This window comes from Streptomyces sp. RPT161 (assembly GCF_027533845.1).
Taxonomy (GTDB): Bacteria; Actinomycetota; Actinomycetes; order Streptomycetales; family Streptomycetaceae; genus Streptantibioticus_A; species Streptantibioticus_A silvisoli_A.
The window spans coordinates 175,817-191,605 of the sequence record NZ_JAPZVN010000007.1 but is presented as its reverse complement, the minus strand read 5'-3'; the positions used below and the strand labels follow the sequence as shown (position 1 = coordinate 191,605).

Sequence of the window (15,789 nt, the reverse complement as noted above, 5' to 3'; positions counted from 1 at the left end):
GTCAACCTCAACGAGTGCTGGGCGGTCCCGAACCGCGACGCCAACGGCCACTGGGCGCCTGACTCCGCCCAGCTCCCGTACGGCCTCAAGGCAATCGCTGACTATGTGCACGCCAAGGGACTCAAACGTCTACACCAGCGCGGGCACAAAGACCTGCCACAGCAAAGGCTTCCCAGGCGCTCTGGCCATGAGTACCCCTACGCACGGCAGTTCACCGACCAGGGAGTGGACTACCTGAAATACGACAACTGCAACACCCAAAGCGTGGACGCCAAGCACCGCTACACCACGATGCGCGACGCACCGAAGGCCACCGACCGCCCAATCATCGCGGCCGCCACCCCAACGACTCAGCGCTTCACACACCCGAACGGCCGCCGCCCAGCCCCCACCTGCCAGGCCACGTGCCCCTCGGACACCGCCGTCGAACGCCACGCCCTGACGCTGGCCGCCGCAGCCAGTTCCCGCTCGGCCAGCGCGCCAGCGCAGAGGCGTAGGCGCTCACGCCACCACCGACATCAACCAGCCAAGCACCAACAGCGGTTAGCGCCACGCCCCATCAACACCAGACAAACTGGCACCGCGACCAGCAGCCGCCTCAGATGTTTCCGCAAACCCCGCGCCCGCCACCCCGGCCTCCAACGCCGACGAGTGCCAGCCCCCGCCCCCCGGAAGCCGAGTCCCCGAACGTCAACCGGCATCCGCCGCCCCAGCAGTTGCCGCCGCCGCCGCACCGTAGGCCGCGGCGGCGGCCCCCACCAGGCCCGCGTCCGTGCCCAGTTGGGCCGGAACCACCTCAACCCCCGAGGCGAAGGACAGCGTGGCGTAGCGCCGCAACTGTTCGCGAAGCGGACCGAACAGCACCTCACCGGCCCCCGCCACTCCCCCGCCGATCACCACCACTTGGATTTCCACCAGGGTCGCGCAGGCCGCTATCCCGGCGGCCAACGCCTGCGCGGCCCGCTCGAAGGAGGCGCGGGCTATCGGATCCCCGGCCTGCGCCGAGGCGGCCACCGCCGCGGCGGTCGGTTCGGCGCCGTCCTCCGGCTTCCAGCCCTCCTCCAGCGCACGTCGGGCGATGTTGGGGCCACTGGCCAGGCGCTCCACGCAGCCGCGCGCACCGCAGGGGCACGGCGGCCCGTCGAGATCGACGCTGATGTGCCCGATGTGCCCCGCGTTCCCGGTGGGCCCCGGGTGCAGCGCACCGCCCAGTACGAATCCGCCGCCGACACCGGTGGACACCACCATGCACAGCGCGTTGTCATAGCCGCGGGCGGCGCCCTGCCAGTGTTCCGCCGCTGCGATGGCCACCCCATCCCCCGAAAGGGTGATGGGCAGCTCTCCGGTCATCTCCCGGACCCGCTGGACCAGCGGGAATCCGCGCCACCCCGGGACATTGACCGGGCTGACGGTACCGGTCGAGGCATCGACCGGCCCGGCGCTGCCGATACCGACGGCGCTCGCCCGCGCCCAGGACGGGTCGACGGCCAGCTCGCGCAGCACCTCCGCGACCGCGCGCATCACCGTCTCACCGTCCTCCGCGGCCGGGGTGCGCCGCTGAGCGCGTACGAGCAGCCGCCCGGTGCTGTCGACCAGCGCTCCCGCGATCTTCGTTCCGCCGATATCGAGGGCCACGACCGGCCCTTCGACGGCCGGGACCCGCACTGCGGCGCCTTCGCTGTGCATCGGTACGGTGTCTCCCTTGTCCACGTTGGCGTCCCGTACGGGGGCGACCCCTGGGCGGTGGCGAGCCAGAGTAGTCTGGCCCTTGTTGACAACGTTGTCTAGCCCTAGGCTCACGTTACCCCGTGCGCTCGACGACAGGACTGCCGCCCGTGCCCGACTCCCAGCACGTCCCCCGCCCCACCGCCACCGCCGTACGGTACGGCAGCCGCCCGACGATGAAGGACGTGGCCGCCAGGGCGGGCGTCGGCCTGAAGACCGTCTCCCGCGTCGTCAACGGCGAGCCCGGTGTCACCGCCGACACCGAGTCGCGGGTTCGCGCCGCGATAGAAGCACTCGGCTTCCGGCGGAACGACAGCGCCCGCATCCTGCGCAAGGGCCGCACAGCCAGTATCGGCCTGGTCCTGGAGGATCTGGCCGACCCCTTCTACTCCCCGCTGAGCCGCGCTGTCGAGGAGGTGGCCCGGACCAACGGCAGCCTGCTGTTCGCCGGATCGAGCGCCGAAGTACCGGAACGCGAAGAGGAGTTGGCGCTGGCGCTGTGCGCCCGCAGGGTGGACGGACTCGTGATCGTTCCGGCCAGCGATGACCACCGCTACCTCGAACCGGAGATCGCCGCGGGCATCGCCACTGTCTTCGTCGACCGCCCCGCTAGCCGGATCGACGCGGACGCGGTACTCACCGACAACGCGGGGGGCGCCAGAGACGGTGTGGCCCACCTGATCGCGCACGGTCACCGGAGAATCGGCTTCATCGGCGACCGCCCGCACATCCACACCGCGGACGAACGCGTTCGCGGCTATCGCGAGGCGATGGCCGCGCACGGCCTCGCCGTGCGCGAGGACTGGGTGTCGATGGGCGGCACCGCGCCGGATCGGGTTCGGGCCGAACTGGAGCGCATGGCGTCCGGGCCGGACGCCATCACCGCACTGTTCTCCGGCAACAACCGGGTGACGGTCACCGCGGTGCGGGTGCTGTCCGAGCGCGATCGTCCGATCGCGCTGGTGGGCTTCGACGACTTCGAACTCGCGGATCTGTTGCGGCCGGGAGTCACGGTGATAGCGCAGGACCCGGCCCGGCTGGGCCGGACCGCGGCGGAAATGCTGTTCCGCCGCCTCGACGGGGAGACGGCGGAGCCCCGACGCGTCGAGTTGCCCGGGCGGCTCATTCCCCGGGGGTCCGGGGAGCTGCCCCCGCCCCAGTGACGGTGCGTTGAGGGCATTTCCCCGCAGACCCGATCACCGGCGCCCGTATCTCACCGTTGCGCACAGCCTGTTGGAGGTCGAAGGCGCGCCGGGTCGTCTCCTCACTCCAACCACCGCCTCACACTCGCGGTACACGCGAGGTCGCTGCGGGGGCGCCCCGGCACGCCATCCTCCGCGCCCGCAGCTGGTCGGTGACGGATACGAGGCCCAAGGAGCAGCGAGCCACAAGCGGCCGCACCCCTGCGGGCCCAACAGGCGGGCGGGCGGGAAAGCCCGCTCACCGCAACCCGAGCAGCACCTCCCGCCCCACCCCCGCCACAGCCGTGACCTCAGCAAGGTCGACGGCCCCGCACTCGATCCCCCGCAGCAAGTACCCGCTGAGGGCCCGAGCCGTAGCGGGCTCGTCCATGACATCACCGGAGGCCCGAGCGACGTACGCGGCGAGCCGCTCCGCCGCGGCCGTGAATCCCTCACGGTAGAAGGCGTAGACGGCCGCGTACCGGGTCGGCAGGTGCCCCGGATGCATGTCCCACCCCTGGTAGTAGGCGCGCGCCAGCGACCTGCGCACCAACCCGTAGTGCAACTGCCAAGCCGCCCGCACCTGTTCGCTTCCGCCGACCGGCAGCACGTTCGTGGAACCGTCCGACAGCCGCACCCCGGTACCGGCGGCGGCGACCTGCATCACGGCCTTGGCATGGTCGGCGACGGGATGGTCCATGGACTGGTACGCCGCGCTCACCCCGCACGCCGCGCTGTAGTCGAACGTCCCGTAGTGCAGCCCGGTGGCGCGCCCCTCGGCCGCGTCGATCAGCCGCGCCACGGTCGCGGTGCCGTCCGGCCCGAGGATCGCCTGGGTGGTCTCGATCTGGATCTCGAAGCCGACCCGTCCCGCCTCAAGCCCGTGCGCCTTCTCGAACTCCTCACACAGCCGCACCATCGCGGAGACCTGCTCGGGAAAGGTCACCTTGGGCAGGGTGAGGACCAGCCCGTCCGGCAGCCCGCCGGCCGCCATGAGCCCGGTCAGGAAGACGTCCAGGGTGCGGATGCCACGGTCCCGCACGGCGGCCTCCATGCACTTCATGCGAATGCCGATGAACGGCGGCGCACTCCCGTCGGCGACCGCGGCGGCCACCAGCCGCGCCGCGCGGACCGCGGCGGCGTCCTCCTCCGCGTCGGAGCGCGGACCGTACCCGTCCTCGAAGTCGATCCGCAGATCCTCGACGGGCTCGCTGCGCAGTTTGCCCCGCACCCGCTCGTAGACCTGCCCGGCGAGCCCGTCGGGCAGCCCGAGCGCCGCGGCGAAGGACCCGGCATCAGGCGCATGCCGATCGAGCAGGTCCAGCGCCTGCTCCCCCCAGACCCGCACGGTGTCGGCCGCGAAGGCATCGGCAGGCACGTAGACGGTGTGCACCGGCTGCCGGGTGCCGGGATCCCCCGGATAGCGCCGGGCCAGCTCCGCGTCGACCCCGGCGAGGGATGCGGCCACTCCGTCCCGTACCGCCCCCGACAGGCTGGTCGCCACCGGCATATCGTCCGAGCCCATCCGACACCCTCCAGATTCCGCAAACCGAAATACCCAATCCGCACAGCGGATTTTCCCAGCGTCCCAGCGTCAACGTCAATGCCCGGTCACCCAGGTCAGTCGGGCGGCAGCAGCCGCCCCCGTATGTGCCCGAAGATCAGGCTGGTCTCGGTGTGCTGCACCGCCGGGTGAGTGGTGAGGTGATCGAGCACGAAGTCCCGCAAGGCGTCGGAGTCCCGCACCGCCACCCGCAGCAGGTAGTCGTCTGCCCCGGAGACATGGAACAGCTCCACCACACCGGGAAGCCGCGGCACCTCCCGAACGAAGCGGTCCACCTGGTCCCTGCGGTGCGAGTGCAGCCGCACGGAGATCATCGCCTGGATGCCGAGCCCGAGCGCCGCGGGATCGAGTTCCGCCCGGAACCCACGGATCACCCCTCGCTCGCGCAGTGAGCGGATGCGGGACAGACAGGTCGACGGCGCGACGCCGACAGCCGCCGCGATGGCGCTGTTCGGCATCCGGGCGTCCTGGGCCAGCAGGTCCAGGATCGAACGGTCGACCGGCCCGAGGTCATCGGCCTGCTGATTCTTCGGCATACGGCCGAGAATGACTCTTGACACCGCACATTGCCAAGGCCCTTCGGCCGGTCCGCGAATTATCTGCGGCTACTCACCAGTTCGGGCATCGGATTCTTCACCATGGCGCCAGCCACGAGCCACCGCAGGCCGCGCATCACAGATAGGGGCCGTCAATGCAGCCGACCGCACTTCGTCCGGACACCGCCGCCGTACACGCCGGACGCGGGGACCTGCGCACGCTGGGCGTGCATGTGCCGCCCGTCGACTTGTCGACGACCAATCCGCTGCCGGACGTCGAGATCGGCGGTGAAAGCTACGAGGCACTGGCGACCGGCGGCACGCCGTTCGACGGCGGCAGCCATGTCTACCAGCGGTTGTGGAATCCGACGACCGCCCGCTTCGAGCAGGCGCTGGCCGAGGTGGAGCACTGTGCCGAGGCGGTGGCGTTCTCCTCCGGCATGGCCGCCATCACCGCCTGTCTGCTCGCCGCGCGCGCCGAGGGCAGGGGCCATGTGGTCGCGGTAAGGCCGCTGTACGGCGGCACCGACCACCTGCTGGCCACCGGCCTGCTGGGCACCGAGGTGACCTGGGCGGAGCCGGACCGGATCGCCGAGGCGCTGCGACCGGACACCGGGCTGGTGGTGGTGGAGACCCCGGCCAACCCGACCCTGGAGCTGATCGACCTGGCGGCCGTGGCCGAGCGCTGCGGCGATGTGCCGCTGCTGGTGGACAACACCTTCGCCACCCCGGTGCTCCAGCAACCCGCCCTACACGGTGCCACGTTGGTGGTGCACAGCGCGACGAAGTACCTCGGCGGTCATGGCGACGTGCTCGCCGGAGTGGTGGCGACCAACGCCGAGTGGGCCCGCCGGCTGCGTCCGGTGCGCGCGCTGACCGGCGGCATCCTGCACCCGCTGGCCGGATACCTGCTGCACCGCGGGTTGCAGACGCTGCCGCTGCGGGTACGCCACCAGTGCGCGTCCGCGGACAAGCTCGCCGGGCGGCTGGCCGAACACCCCGCCGTCGAGCGGGTCTTCTATCCGGGCCTGCCCGAGTGCGACCCGTCGGGGCTGATAGGCCGCCAGATGTCAGGGCCGGGCGCGGTCATCTCCCTTGCGGTGCACGGCGGTTACCGGGCGGCGGCCGGTGCGGCGGCGAACTGCCGGTTGATCACGCACGCGGTGTCGCTGGGCGGCGTGGACACGCTGATCCAGCACCCGGCGGCGCTCACCCACCGTCCGGTGGCCGCGGAGGCCAAGCCGAACGCCTCGATCCTTCGGGTGTCGGTGGGACTGGAGGACGTGGAGGACCTCTACGAGGACCTGGACCAGGCCCTGCGGCGGGCCTGAACAGCGCGAGGGGCCACGCGGAGCGATCCGCGTGGCCCCTCGGCTTCGCGGGTCAGCCCTTGCGGGCCTTGACCTCATCGGTCAGCTGCGGCACGACCTCGAAGAGGTCGCCGACCACGCCGTAGTCGACCAACTCGAAGATCGGCGCCTCGGCGTCCTTGTTGATGGCCACGATGGTCTTCGAGGTCTGCATGCCGGCCCGGTGCTGGATCGCGCCGGAGATGCCGGAGGCGATGTACAGCTGCGGCGAGACGGACTTACCGGTCTGGCCGACCTGGTTGCTGTGCGGGTACCAACCGGCGTCCACGGCGGCGCGGGAGGCGCCGACGGCCGCGCCGAGCGAGTCGGCGAGGTCCTCGATGACCTTGAAGTTCTCGGCGCCGTTGACACCGCGGCCACCGGAGACCACGATCGCGGCCTCGGTCAGCTCGGGGCGGCCGGTGGACTCGCGCGGGGTGCGCGAGACGACCTTGGTGCCGGTGGACTTCTCGCCCACGGTCACCGCGAGCGGCTCCACGGTGCCCGCGGCCGGGGCGGCCTCCGGAGCGGCCGAGTTCGGCTTGACCGTGATCACCGGAATGCCCTTGGTGACCCGCGACTTGGTGGTGAACGCGGCGGCGAACACCGACTGCGTGGCGACCGGGCCCTCGTCCCCGGCCTCCAGGTCCACCGCGTCGGTGATGATGCCGGAGCCGAGGCGCACCGCGAGGCGGGCGGCGATCTCCTTGCCCTCGGCGGAGGACGGTACGAGGACGGCGACCGGCGAGACGGCGGCGACGGCCTGCTCCAGGGCGTCCACCTTCGGTACCACCAGGTACTCGGCGAACTCCGGCAGGTCGGCGGCGAGCACCTTGACGGCGCCGTGCTCGGCCAGCGTGGCCGCGGCGGTCTCGGCACCCGGGCCGAGGTGGACGGCGACCGGCTCGCCGATCCGGCGGGCCAGGGTCAGCAGTTCGAGGGTCGGCTTGCGGACGGCACCGTCCACGTGGTCGACGTAGACGAGGACTTCACCCATGGGATTGCTCTCCTGCGCGTATAAGAAGGGGCGTTGGGAAGGCGGCTCGGCGGCTCAGATGAACTTCTGCTCCGCGAGGAACGCGGCAAGCTGCTTGCCGCCCTCGCCCTCGTCCGTGATGATCGTGCCCGCGGTGCGGGCCGGGCGCTCGGCCGCGCTGTCGACCTTGGTCCAGGCACCGGCGAGACCGACCTCGTCCTCCTCGATGCCCAGGTCCGACAGGTCGAGCGACTCGACCTTCTTCTTCTTGGCGGCCATGATGCCCTTGAACGACGGGTAGCGGGCCTCGCCCGACTGGTCGGTCACGGACACCACGGCGGGCAGCTGGGCCTCAAGCTGCTCGCTGGCGGCGTCGCCGTCGCGGCGGCCGGTCACCTTGCCGTCCTCGACCTTGACCTCGGACAGCAGCGTGACCTGCGGGACGCCGAGGCGCTCGGCGAGCATCGCGGGGACGACGCCCATGGTGCCGTCGGTGGACGCCATGCCGCACACCACCAGGTCGTAGCCGACGTGCTCGATGGCCTTGGCCAGCACCAGGGAGGTGCCCAGCGCGTCGGTGCCGTGCAGGCCGTCGTCCTCGACGTGCACGGCCTGGTCGGCGCCCATGGACAGTGCCTTGCGCAGCGCGTCCTTGGCGTCCTCGGGGCCGACGGTCAGCACGGTGATCTCGGCGTCGTCGGCTTCCTCGGCGATCTGCAGCGCCTGCTCGACCGCGTACTCGTCCAGCTCCGACAGCAGGCCGTCCACGGCGTCGCGGTCGGTGGTCAGGTCCTCGGCGAAGTGACGGTCGCCCGTGGCGTCGGGCACGTACTTCACAGCGACTACGATCCTCAAGCTCACGCCTGCTCTCCTACTGCATCGGTTCGGCGGTCCGGGCCGCGACACCGCACCGGCGTCGTGGGCCGTGGAACCCAGTAACTGCCCTGTGAAGGCAGCATAGGCGCCTTCGACGGCGACTTTCGGCCGGGACTCCTAGGCGCTCCAACCGAAATATTACTCGCCAGTACACTCGGCTGATTCCCAGTCCGCAAGGCCGTTGAACTGTGACCTTGCCGACGCCCTACCGCAGACCCGGACGGGGAGGATTCAGTGCCGCAGGGCGTTGAAGCGGCCCTGGTGGTACAGCAGCGGGCGGCCGGGACCGTGCGGGTCGCCGTGCACGGCCTCGGCCACGACTATGCGGTGATCACCGGCCGGAACGCGTGCCACCACCCGGCACACCAACCATGCGGAGACGCCCTCCAGCAGCGGCACCCCGTGCGGGCCGCTGCGCCAGACGGTGGGCGGCCCGAAGCGGTCCGCACCACTGCGGGCGAACGTAGCCGCCAACTCCTCCTGGTGTTCACCGAGGACATGCACTCCGACGTGCTCGGCCGCGGCGACCGTCGGCCAGCTCGACGAGCCGATGCTGATGCCGAAGGAGAGAAGGGGAGGTTCGGCGGCGACGGAGGTGAGCGAGGTGGCGGTGAAGCCGACCGGACGGGCACCGTCCGCCGTGATCACCGCGACTCCGGCGGCGTGCCGACGGAAGACGGAGCGGAAGACATCGGTCGCGGAAGGGGCGGATCCGAGATCGGTCGAAGCAGTCATGGAGTTGTCCTTCTGATGCGGTCGAGCCGGAACTGAATGGGAGTCAGAGGCGCTCAACGGCTTGGACAACGCGCACTCGCGTGCCGACCGAAGTCGACATCGGCTCGCTCATAGAGAAGGACGACCTTCGACATAACGTCAGGCTGACGATTCAGGACGCGCTCCGTCAAGGGCGGTCTGTCATCTGGGATGTGGATCACGGCGGGTCCCGGCACCGGTCGGTTCACGCCTCCACCGCCGCGCCGACCGCCGCGATCACATCGGCCTTGCGCGGCTGCCCCGCGGCGCGCCGGGCGACCACACCGCGGGCGTCGAGCACCAGGACGGTGGGTGTCTTCAGCACCGACAGTCGGCGCACCAGGTCGAGACGGGCCTCGGCGTCGATCTCCACGTGCGCCACCCCCTCGACCATGGCGGCGACTTCGGAGAGCGTGCGACGGGTGGCCCGGCAGGGTGCGCAGAAGGCACTGGAGAACTGGAGCAGCGTGGCCCGCGCGCCGAGCGGCTCGCCGATCTCGGCCGCCGTCAGCCGCTGCGCGCCGTCCTTCTCCCGCATTCGCATCCTTCCGTCATGCCAGCGGTGGAGCAGTCCCAACAGCCCTGCCGCGGCAAGCACCGTGAGGTACACCACCGTCCCCACCATCTTCGCCTCCCGCAGGAGTGCAGCGCTCATCGGACCGCGATGATTCCCGGGCATCGGGCCGAACGCCGAGGAGAGCGGCTGCCATGGGTTCGCGGAGCATCGACGTTCGGGGGCAGCGCCTCGGCGCGGCGATCATCGGCCACGCCGGTTGCACCGCGCGGGGCCGCTGTGGCTGGGGCTGGGGCCGGCCGCGACGGGCTGCGCCGGCGCCGCGTTCCTCGGCTCGGTCCGCGAGGTGTACCTGCTGCCGCGCCGGGCCACACGTGACAAGAATCTCCCCAGGTTCCGGGCACTGCGGATGACAACGCACGCGTTGACGGGGCACCATCCTGCGACGGCCCTAACCTACGGCCGCGTAACTGCTGACCCAAGAGGTGTCCCCCGACGTGGCTGAACTCGTCTACCCGCCGGTCATCGGCTTCGCCCGCACCATGTTCCAGGTGCAGGGCCTGCGCTTCGACATCGCGGGCACCGAGCATGTGCCACGGCGCGGCGGCGCGGTGCTGGTCAGCAACCACATCAGCTACCTGGACTTCGTCTTCTGCGGGCTGGCCGCCCGCCCGGCGAAGCGTCTGGTGCGTTTCATGGCCAAGGAGTCGGTCTTCCGGCACAAGGTCTCCGGGCCGCTGATGCGGGCGATGAAGCACATCCCGGTCGACCGGGAGCGCGGGGTGCACGCGTACGAGAACGCGCTGAGCGCGCTGCGGTCCGGCGAGATCATCGGGGTCTTCCCCGAGGCCACGATCTCCCGCTCGTTCACCCTCAAGAACTTCAAGTCGGGCGCCGCGCGGCTGGCTCAGGAGGCGGGGGTTCCGCTGCTGCCGATGGCACTGTGGGGCACCCAGCGGATGTGGACCAAGGGCCGTCCGCGGCGGCTGGGCAGGCACCGCTTCCCGATCACGCTGCGGGTCGGGGCGCCGATGGCCGCGGCCCCCGAGGAGAACGCGGAGTCGCTGACCGAACGGCTGCGGTGCCGCGTCCAGGACCTGCTGGAGGCGGCCCAACAGGCCTACCCGGTACGCCCGAAGGACGCTCAGGGCGCCTGGTGGCTCCCCGCCCACCTGGGCGGCACGGCCCCCTCCCCCGAGGAAGCCGCCGCTCCGACACCGGGCCTGGCGTAGGGCCGGCGAAGACCTCCGCCGCCGCAACGGCGAGCGACCACACCGGCGAAGCCCGGCGGTGCCGAACCAACCGCGCGCCCTACTGCGGACCGCGCACCGTGACATCCGCCCCCGGGCTCAACCGCCGTACGTGGTCGGCGAGTTCGTCGGCAGCCGCCGTCAACTCGCCCAGAGGCATGGGATCCAGCCGCTCCAGCAAGAAGAGAGCCGAGCCCGACCCTTCCGTCAGGCGAGTCCGCAGCCCCTGCCGCCAGTTCCAGCGACGGCAGGTGACCCCGGCGCCGTCGCGCCAGACCACCTCGCCGGGCTCCGGCCGCTCGATGACCGGCTCGCCGCCCGCCGCCGTCTCGAACGGTTCGTCCCCGCTGGCGCGGACCAGCCGCATGCCGCCCTCGATCCGGTCGGTGTCCTCCCCTCCGACCGGCACCAGGTACGCCACACTGATCGCGTTGTAGGCGTCGACCAGAAGGTTGATCCGCGGCAGCCCGCCGTCCGCGAGCGCCCGGCGGGCCAGCGCCTCGGCGGAGTTGCGGGTACGCGAGGGCTTGGCCCCGAAGGCGGTGTACGCCGCGCGCCACGCGGCAACATGCTCGTCCTCGTGCGGTGCGCGTCCGGCGAGCCGGGTGGTCAGCCGTCGTTGGGCGTCGGCCAGGAGGGCCGAACTGCGCTCGTCGCTGGGTCCGTTCACCAGGCCGCGCGCCTCGACGGCGATGTGGGTGAAGCTGGGCGCGAGGGCGCGGACCTCGTCGCTGACGGTGAGGTCGAGGGGCGGTGCGGTCGTCATGCTCCGACCGTAACCGCCACCCCACCATCGATCAATTCACTTTCCGAACCTCCGCATACTTATGCGGAGATTATGCCGCCGCCATCTCCTCGGCGATCGCCGCCGCGAAGGCGTCCACATCGGCCTCGGTGGTGTCGAAAGCGCACATCCACCGCACCTCGCCGGTCTCCTGGTTCCAGGTGTAGAAGCGGTACCGCTTCTGCAGCCGCTCGGTGACCTCCCGCGGCAGGGTCGCGAAGACCGCGTTGGCCTGGACCGGACGTACCACCGTCACGCCGTCGATGCCGGAGACGGCCGCCGCGAGACGGGTCGCCATGGCGTTGGCGTGCCGGGCACTGCGCAGCCACAGATCCCCGGCGAGCAGCGCCTCGAACTGCACCGAGACGAAGCGCATCTTGGACGCCAACTGCATGGACAGCTTGCGCAGGTACTTCATCGTCGTGGTCGGCACCCGGTCCGGGTTGAGCACGACGACGCACTCACCGAACACCAGGCCGTTCTTGGTGCCGCCGAAGGTGAGGATGTCCACGCCCACGTCACTGGTGAACTCCGCCAGCGGAACCCCCAGTGTGGCGGCGGCGTTCGCCAGCCGGGCGCCGTCGAGCTGGACCAGCATCCCGCGCTCGTGGGCCCGTTCGACTATCGCCCGAAGCTCCTGGGGCGTGTAGCAGGTGCCCAGCTCGGTGGTCTGGGCGATCGAGACGACCTGCGGCTGGGCGCGGTGCTCGTCGTCGAAGCCCCAGGCCTCGGTGTCGATCAGTTCGGGGGTCAGCTTGCCGTCGGGGGTGGCCACCGGCAGCAGCTTCAGGCCGCCGACGCGTTCCGGCGCGCCGCCCTCGTCCACGTTGATGTGGGCGGTGGCGGCGCAGATCACCGCGCCCCAGCGGTTGGTGACCGCCTGCAGGGCGGTGACGTTGGCGCCGGTGCCGTTGAAGACCGGGAACGCTTCGGCGCGCGGGCCGAAGTGGCGGCGGAAGACCTGTTGCAGATGGGCGGTGTACTCGTCCTCGCCGTAGGCGATCTGGTGACCGCCGTTGGCGAGGGCGAGGGCGGCCAGCACCTCCGGGTGCGCCCCCGCGTAGTTGTCACTGGCGAAGCCGCGTGCGTCCGGGTCGTGCCGCCGGACGGCGTCGGTGGTGTGCTGTTCTGTCATGGTTGGGGCGTCAGCCACAGACGGGTTCCGTTCACTTCTTCTGCGGGCCGGCTCCACACGCCCCCGATGGCCTGCGCCAGGTCGTTGACGTCGGTGAATCCGGCGAACTTGGCGTTGGGCTTCTGTGCCCGCATCTCCTCGTGCACCAGGGCCTTGATCACGATGATCGAGGCGGCGGCGGTGGGTCCGCTGTCGCCGCCCGCCTTGCGGAAGGAGTCGGCGAGGGCCAGCGTCCACGCCTCGGCGGCGGCCTTGGCGGCGGCGTACGCGGCGTTGCCCGCGGTGGGCTTGGTCGCGCCGGACTGGCTGATCAGCACATAGCGGCCGGCGGAGCTGCGCAGCAGGGCGTCGTGGAAGGCGAGCGAGGTGTGCTGGACGGTCCGGACCAGCAGGTCGTTCAGGACCGTCCAGTCCTCCAGGCTGGTCTCCGGGAAGGTCGCGGAGCCGCGCCAGCCGCCCACCAGGTGGACCAACCCGTCGACCCGGCCGCACTGCTTCTCGGTGCGGTCCGCCCAGTCCCGGGCGGCGGCCGGGTCGAGCAGGTCGACCGACTCCCCGGTGATGTAGGCGCCGCCCCCGGCGTAGCGGGCCGCGTCGACCGCTTCGGCCAGCCGCTCCGGGTTGGCGTCCGCGGCCACCACCTGCGCGCCGCTCTCCGCCAGGTGCCGCAGGGTCGCCTTGCCCGCGGGGCCACCCGCCCCGGCCACCGCGATCACCATGCCGCTCAGCGGTCCGTTGTTGTTGCCCTCTGCCATCGCCTTCGCCTCCTTGGCCGCCACGCGCGTCATGCCGCCACCTGGACCGCGCTGTCCGCCGTGATCCCCTTGGTCGAGGCGATCACATCACGCAGCTTCTTCGCCAGGGCCTCATAGAACATGCTGAGCGGAAATTCGTCCGGCAGCACGTCGTCCACGAGTTTGCGCGGCGGCTGACTGAGGTCCAGGGCGTCCGGGCCCTTGGCCCAGCGGGAGGCCGGGTGCGGCGCCAGGTGGCTGGAGACCAGCTCGTAGGCGGCGAACCAGTGGACCAGCTTGGGCCGGTCGATGCCGTCCCGGTAGAGCTTCTCGATCTCGGCGCACAGCCGCGTGGTGGCCTCCGTAGCCCGCGGCCAGTCGATGCGCAGGGTGTTGTCGGTCCAGCGGACCGCGTCGTGCTTGTGCAGGTAGGCGAACAGCAGCTGCCCGCCGAGGCCGTCGTAGTTGCGCACCCGGTCGCCGGTGACGGGGAACCGGAAGAGGCGGTCGAAGAGGATCGCGTACTGGACGTTGCGGCCCTGCTCGTAGCCCTCGGCCTCCAGCTTGACCGCCTCCTTGAACGCGGTCAGGTCGCAGCGCAGTTCTTCGAGCCCGTACATCCAGAAGGGCGCGCGCTGCTTGATCATGAAGGGGTCGAAGGGCAGGTCGCCGTGGCTGTGCGTACGGTCGTGGATCATGTCCCACAGGACGAAGGTCTGCTGGGCGAGGTCCTGGTCGGCGACGAGCCGGGCGGCGTCCTCGGGCAGGTCGAGGCCGAGCGTGCGTACCGCGGCGTCGGTGACCCTGCGGAACCGGGCGGCCTCGCGGTCGCAGAAGATGCCACCCCAGGAGAACCGTTCCGGCACCTCTCGCACCGCGACCGTCTCCGGGAACAGCACGGCCGAGTTGGTGTCGTAGCCGCTGGTGAAGTCCTGGAAGGTGATGGGCACGAACATGGGGTTGTCGTAGCGGGTGCGCTCCAGCTCGGCCAGCCACTCGGGCCACACCACGCGCAGTGCGACCGCCTCTAGGTTGCGGTTCGGGTTGCCGTTCTGGGTGTACATCGCGAAGACGACCAGGTGCTCCAGTCCGTCCCGGCGGTCGGCGGCGGGCTGGAAGGCCAGCAGCGAGTCCAGGAAGTCCGGCACGCCGAAGCCGGTCTCGGCCCAGCGGCGCAGGTCGGCCACGAGAGCGGTGTGGTACGCCGCGTCGTGCGGCAGCAGCGGGGCAAGGTCCTCCACCGCGGCGATCACCCGCGCCACCTCGGCCTCCACCGCGCCGCGGCCCGGCGCGTCGTCGGCGGAGAGGTCGATGGAACCATCCTTCTCCTGCCACGGCCGAATGGTTTCGACCGCCGCCTTCAGCACTGCCCACGACGGGTGCTCGACGATGCCGTCAGCACCACCCGTCGCAACAGACAGAAAATTTTCCCTCATGACCCCTCCTCCACAGGAGAACCTTGCGTTAAGACACCGTATCCATGCGAGGTTCTTTCACTCAAGAGGCTTCTCACACGATTATCCTGCGAGGCCGCCATCTGACCGTCGTTTTTCCTGTCAGGCCCGAGACTGACAGAAGTTTGTGAAGAACCTTGCCGGGGCAGCCGTCGGTACACGCGCTGATCCCCCGGCATTCGCCCCGTGGACACCGGGCGCCACTAGGCTCGCCCCACGCAACCGCGCACCACACCAAGCCGCACCCAAGGGCAGTACCACCGTGTCTTTCTTCACCATCGGCCACCGCGGCGTCATGGGCGTCGAGCCGGAGAACACGCTGCGCTCGTTCGTCCGCGCGCACCGCGAGGGCCTGGACGGCATCGAACTCGACCTGCATCTGAGCAAGGACGGCGCGCTGGTCGTGATGCACGACGAGACGGTCGACCGGACCACCGACGGCAAGGGCCCGATCAAGGACTTCACCCTCGCCGAACTGCGCCAGCTCGACGCCGGCCAGGGCGAGCGGGTGCCGCTGTTCGAGGAGGTGCTGGAGGCGGTGCCGGAGCTGCCCGTCCAGGCCGAGATCAAGGACGTGGCGGCGGCCCGGGTGCTCGCCGGGCTGCTGCGCGAGCGGGCCCTGCTGGAGCGGGTCTCGGTGCTCTCCTTCCACGACGAGGCGCTGTGGGAGGTACGGGAGCTGCTGCCCGAGGCGCGCACCGTGCTGGTCGCCGGACGCACCGGCCCGGACCTGGTCTCCCGGGCGCGGACGGTGGGCGCCCGACTGGTCAGCCTTGAGCTGCGCAAGCTCAGCCTGGACGTGGTGGAGCGCTGCCATGCCGCGGACGTCGAGGTGATGGCCTGGACCGTCAACACCCCGCGCGATCTGGCCCTGGCCCGGGCGTTGGGCCTGGACGGCGCGGCCACCGACGTACCCGACATCAAGCGGGCGGTAGCCGCCGACCGCTGAGGCACCTCG

Annotated in this window: 15 protein-coding genes and 1 pseudogene; 5 read left to right on the top strand and 11 right to left on the bottom strand. The window is 71.0% G+C overall.

Annotated features, from left to right (window positions below):
* Positions 1-12: 12 nt before the first annotated feature.
* A pseudogene (locus O5O46_RS17085) lies at positions 13-327 on the top strand (NPCBM/NEW2 domain-containing protein); the annotation flags it as partial.
* Positions 328-690: 363 nt separating this feature from the next.
* On the opposite strand, the gene O5O46_RS17080 reads toward O5O46_RS17085, so the two are convergent.
* Complete coding sequence (locus O5O46_RS17080; RefSeq protein ID WP_269856296.1) at positions 691-1,686, bottom strand: ROK family protein; 996 nt, start codon at positions 1,684-1,686, stop codon at positions 691-693.
* 215 nt (positions 1,687-1,901) lie between these two features.
* Here O5O46_RS17080 and O5O46_RS17075 point away from each other — a divergent pair, with 215 nt between their 5' ends.
* The gene (locus O5O46_RS17075; RefSeq protein WP_269856412.1) at positions 1,902-2,888 is read left to right on the top strand and encodes a LacI family DNA-binding transcriptional regulator; all 987 of its coding nucleotides are present in this window, start codon (positions 1,902-1,904) and stop codon (positions 2,886-2,888) included.
* A gap of 277 nt (positions 2,889-3,165) precedes the next feature.
* Here O5O46_RS17075 and O5O46_RS17070 read toward each other — a convergent pair whose 3' ends face one another.
* Positions 3,166-4,431 (bottom strand): DUF6986 family protein, encoded by a 1,266-nt coding sequence (locus O5O46_RS17070; protein ID WP_269856295.1) that lies wholly within the window; start codon positions 4,429-4,431, stop codon positions 3,166-3,168.
* A 95-nt stretch (positions 4,432-4,526) separates the two neighbouring features.
* The gene (locus O5O46_RS17065; protein ID WP_269856294.1) at positions 4,527-5,006 is read right to left on the bottom strand and encodes an Lrp/AsnC family transcriptional regulator; all 480 of its coding nucleotides are present in this window, start codon (positions 5,004-5,006) and stop codon (positions 4,527-4,529) included.
* A gap of 155 nt (positions 5,007-5,161) precedes the next feature.
* Between O5O46_RS17065 and O5O46_RS17060 the strand changes: the two genes are divergently transcribed.
* Positions 5,162-6,337: a trans-sulfuration enzyme family protein gene (locus O5O46_RS17060; protein WP_269856293.1), complete on the top strand. Its 1,176-nt coding sequence runs from the start codon at positions 5,162-5,164 to the stop codon at positions 6,335-6,337.
* Between the two features lie 52 nt (positions 6,338-6,389).
* On the opposite strand, the gene O5O46_RS17055 is transcribed toward O5O46_RS17060, so the two are convergent.
* The 4 genes from O5O46_RS17055 to O5O46_RS17040 all read right to left on the bottom strand — a co-directional run bounded on the left by O5O46_RS17055 (position 6,390) and on the right by O5O46_RS17040 (position 9,585).
* A complete protein-coding gene (locus O5O46_RS17055) occupies positions 6,390-7,352 on the bottom strand; it encodes an electron transfer flavoprotein subunit alpha/FixB family protein (RefSeq protein WP_269856292.1) in 963 nt (320 codons plus the stop codon).
* Between the two features lie 54 nt (positions 7,353-7,406).
* Positions 7,407-8,192 (bottom strand): electron transfer flavoprotein subunit beta/FixA family protein, encoded by a 786-nt coding sequence (locus O5O46_RS17050; RefSeq protein WP_269856291.1) that lies wholly within the window; start codon positions 8,190-8,192, stop codon positions 7,407-7,409.
* 246 nt (positions 8,193-8,438) lie between these two features.
* Positions 8,439-8,942, bottom strand: coding sequence for a flavin reductase family protein (locus O5O46_RS17045; protein ID WP_269856290.1), 504 nt, complete (start codon positions 8,940-8,942; stop codon positions 8,439-8,441).
* 223 nt (positions 8,943-9,165) lie between these two features.
* Entirely contained in the window at positions 9,166-9,585 is a 420-nt protein-coding gene (locus O5O46_RS17040; protein ID WP_269856411.1) for a TlpA family protein disulfide reductase, read from the bottom strand.
* 386 nt (positions 9,586-9,971) lie between these two features.
* Between O5O46_RS17040 and O5O46_RS17035 the strand changes: the two genes are divergently transcribed.
* Positions 9,972-10,706: a lysophospholipid acyltransferase family protein gene (locus tag O5O46_RS17035; protein WP_269856289.1), complete on the top strand. Its 735-nt coding sequence runs from the start codon at positions 9,972-9,974 to the stop codon at positions 10,704-10,706.
* Between the two features lie 79 nt (positions 10,707-10,785).
* Here the strand turns inward: O5O46_RS17035 and O5O46_RS17030 are convergent, their stop codons facing one another.
* From O5O46_RS17030 to O5O46_RS17015, 4 genes are all read right to left on the bottom strand, one after another.
* Positions 10,786-11,490, bottom strand: a complete 705-nt coding sequence (locus O5O46_RS17030) for a B3/B4 domain-containing protein (RefSeq protein WP_269856288.1) — start codon at positions 11,488-11,490, stop codon at positions 10,786-10,788.
* Positions 11,491-11,560: 70 nt separating this feature from the next.
* Positions 11,561-12,643 carry a threonine aldolase family protein gene (locus O5O46_RS17025; RefSeq protein ID WP_269856287.1) on the bottom strand — a complete coding sequence of 361 codons (1,083 nt, stop codon included), beginning with the start codon at positions 12,641-12,643 and terminating at the stop codon, positions 11,561-11,563.
* Positions 12,640-13,431 (bottom strand): SDR family NAD(P)-dependent oxidoreductase, encoded by a 792-nt coding sequence (locus tag O5O46_RS17020; RefSeq protein WP_269856286.1) that lies wholly within the window; start codon positions 13,429-13,431, stop codon positions 12,640-12,642. The genes O5O46_RS17025 and O5O46_RS17020 overlap by 4 nt, the downstream gene beginning before the upstream one ends.
* Positions 13,428-14,813, bottom strand: coding sequence for a DUF6421 family protein (locus O5O46_RS17015; RefSeq protein ID WP_269856285.1), 1,386 nt, complete (start codon positions 14,811-14,813; stop codon positions 13,428-13,430). The genes O5O46_RS17020 and O5O46_RS17015 overlap by 4 nt, the downstream gene beginning before the upstream one ends.
* 280 nt (positions 14,814-15,093) lie before the next feature.
* On the opposite strand from O5O46_RS17015, the gene O5O46_RS17010 reads away from it, so the two are divergent.
* Positions 15,094-15,780 carry a glycerophosphodiester phosphodiesterase gene (locus O5O46_RS17010; protein WP_269856284.1) on the top strand — a complete coding sequence of 229 codons (687 nt, stop codon included), beginning with the start codon at positions 15,094-15,096 and terminating at the stop codon, positions 15,778-15,780.
* The last annotated feature ends 9 nt before the right edge of the window (positions 15,781-15,789 follow it).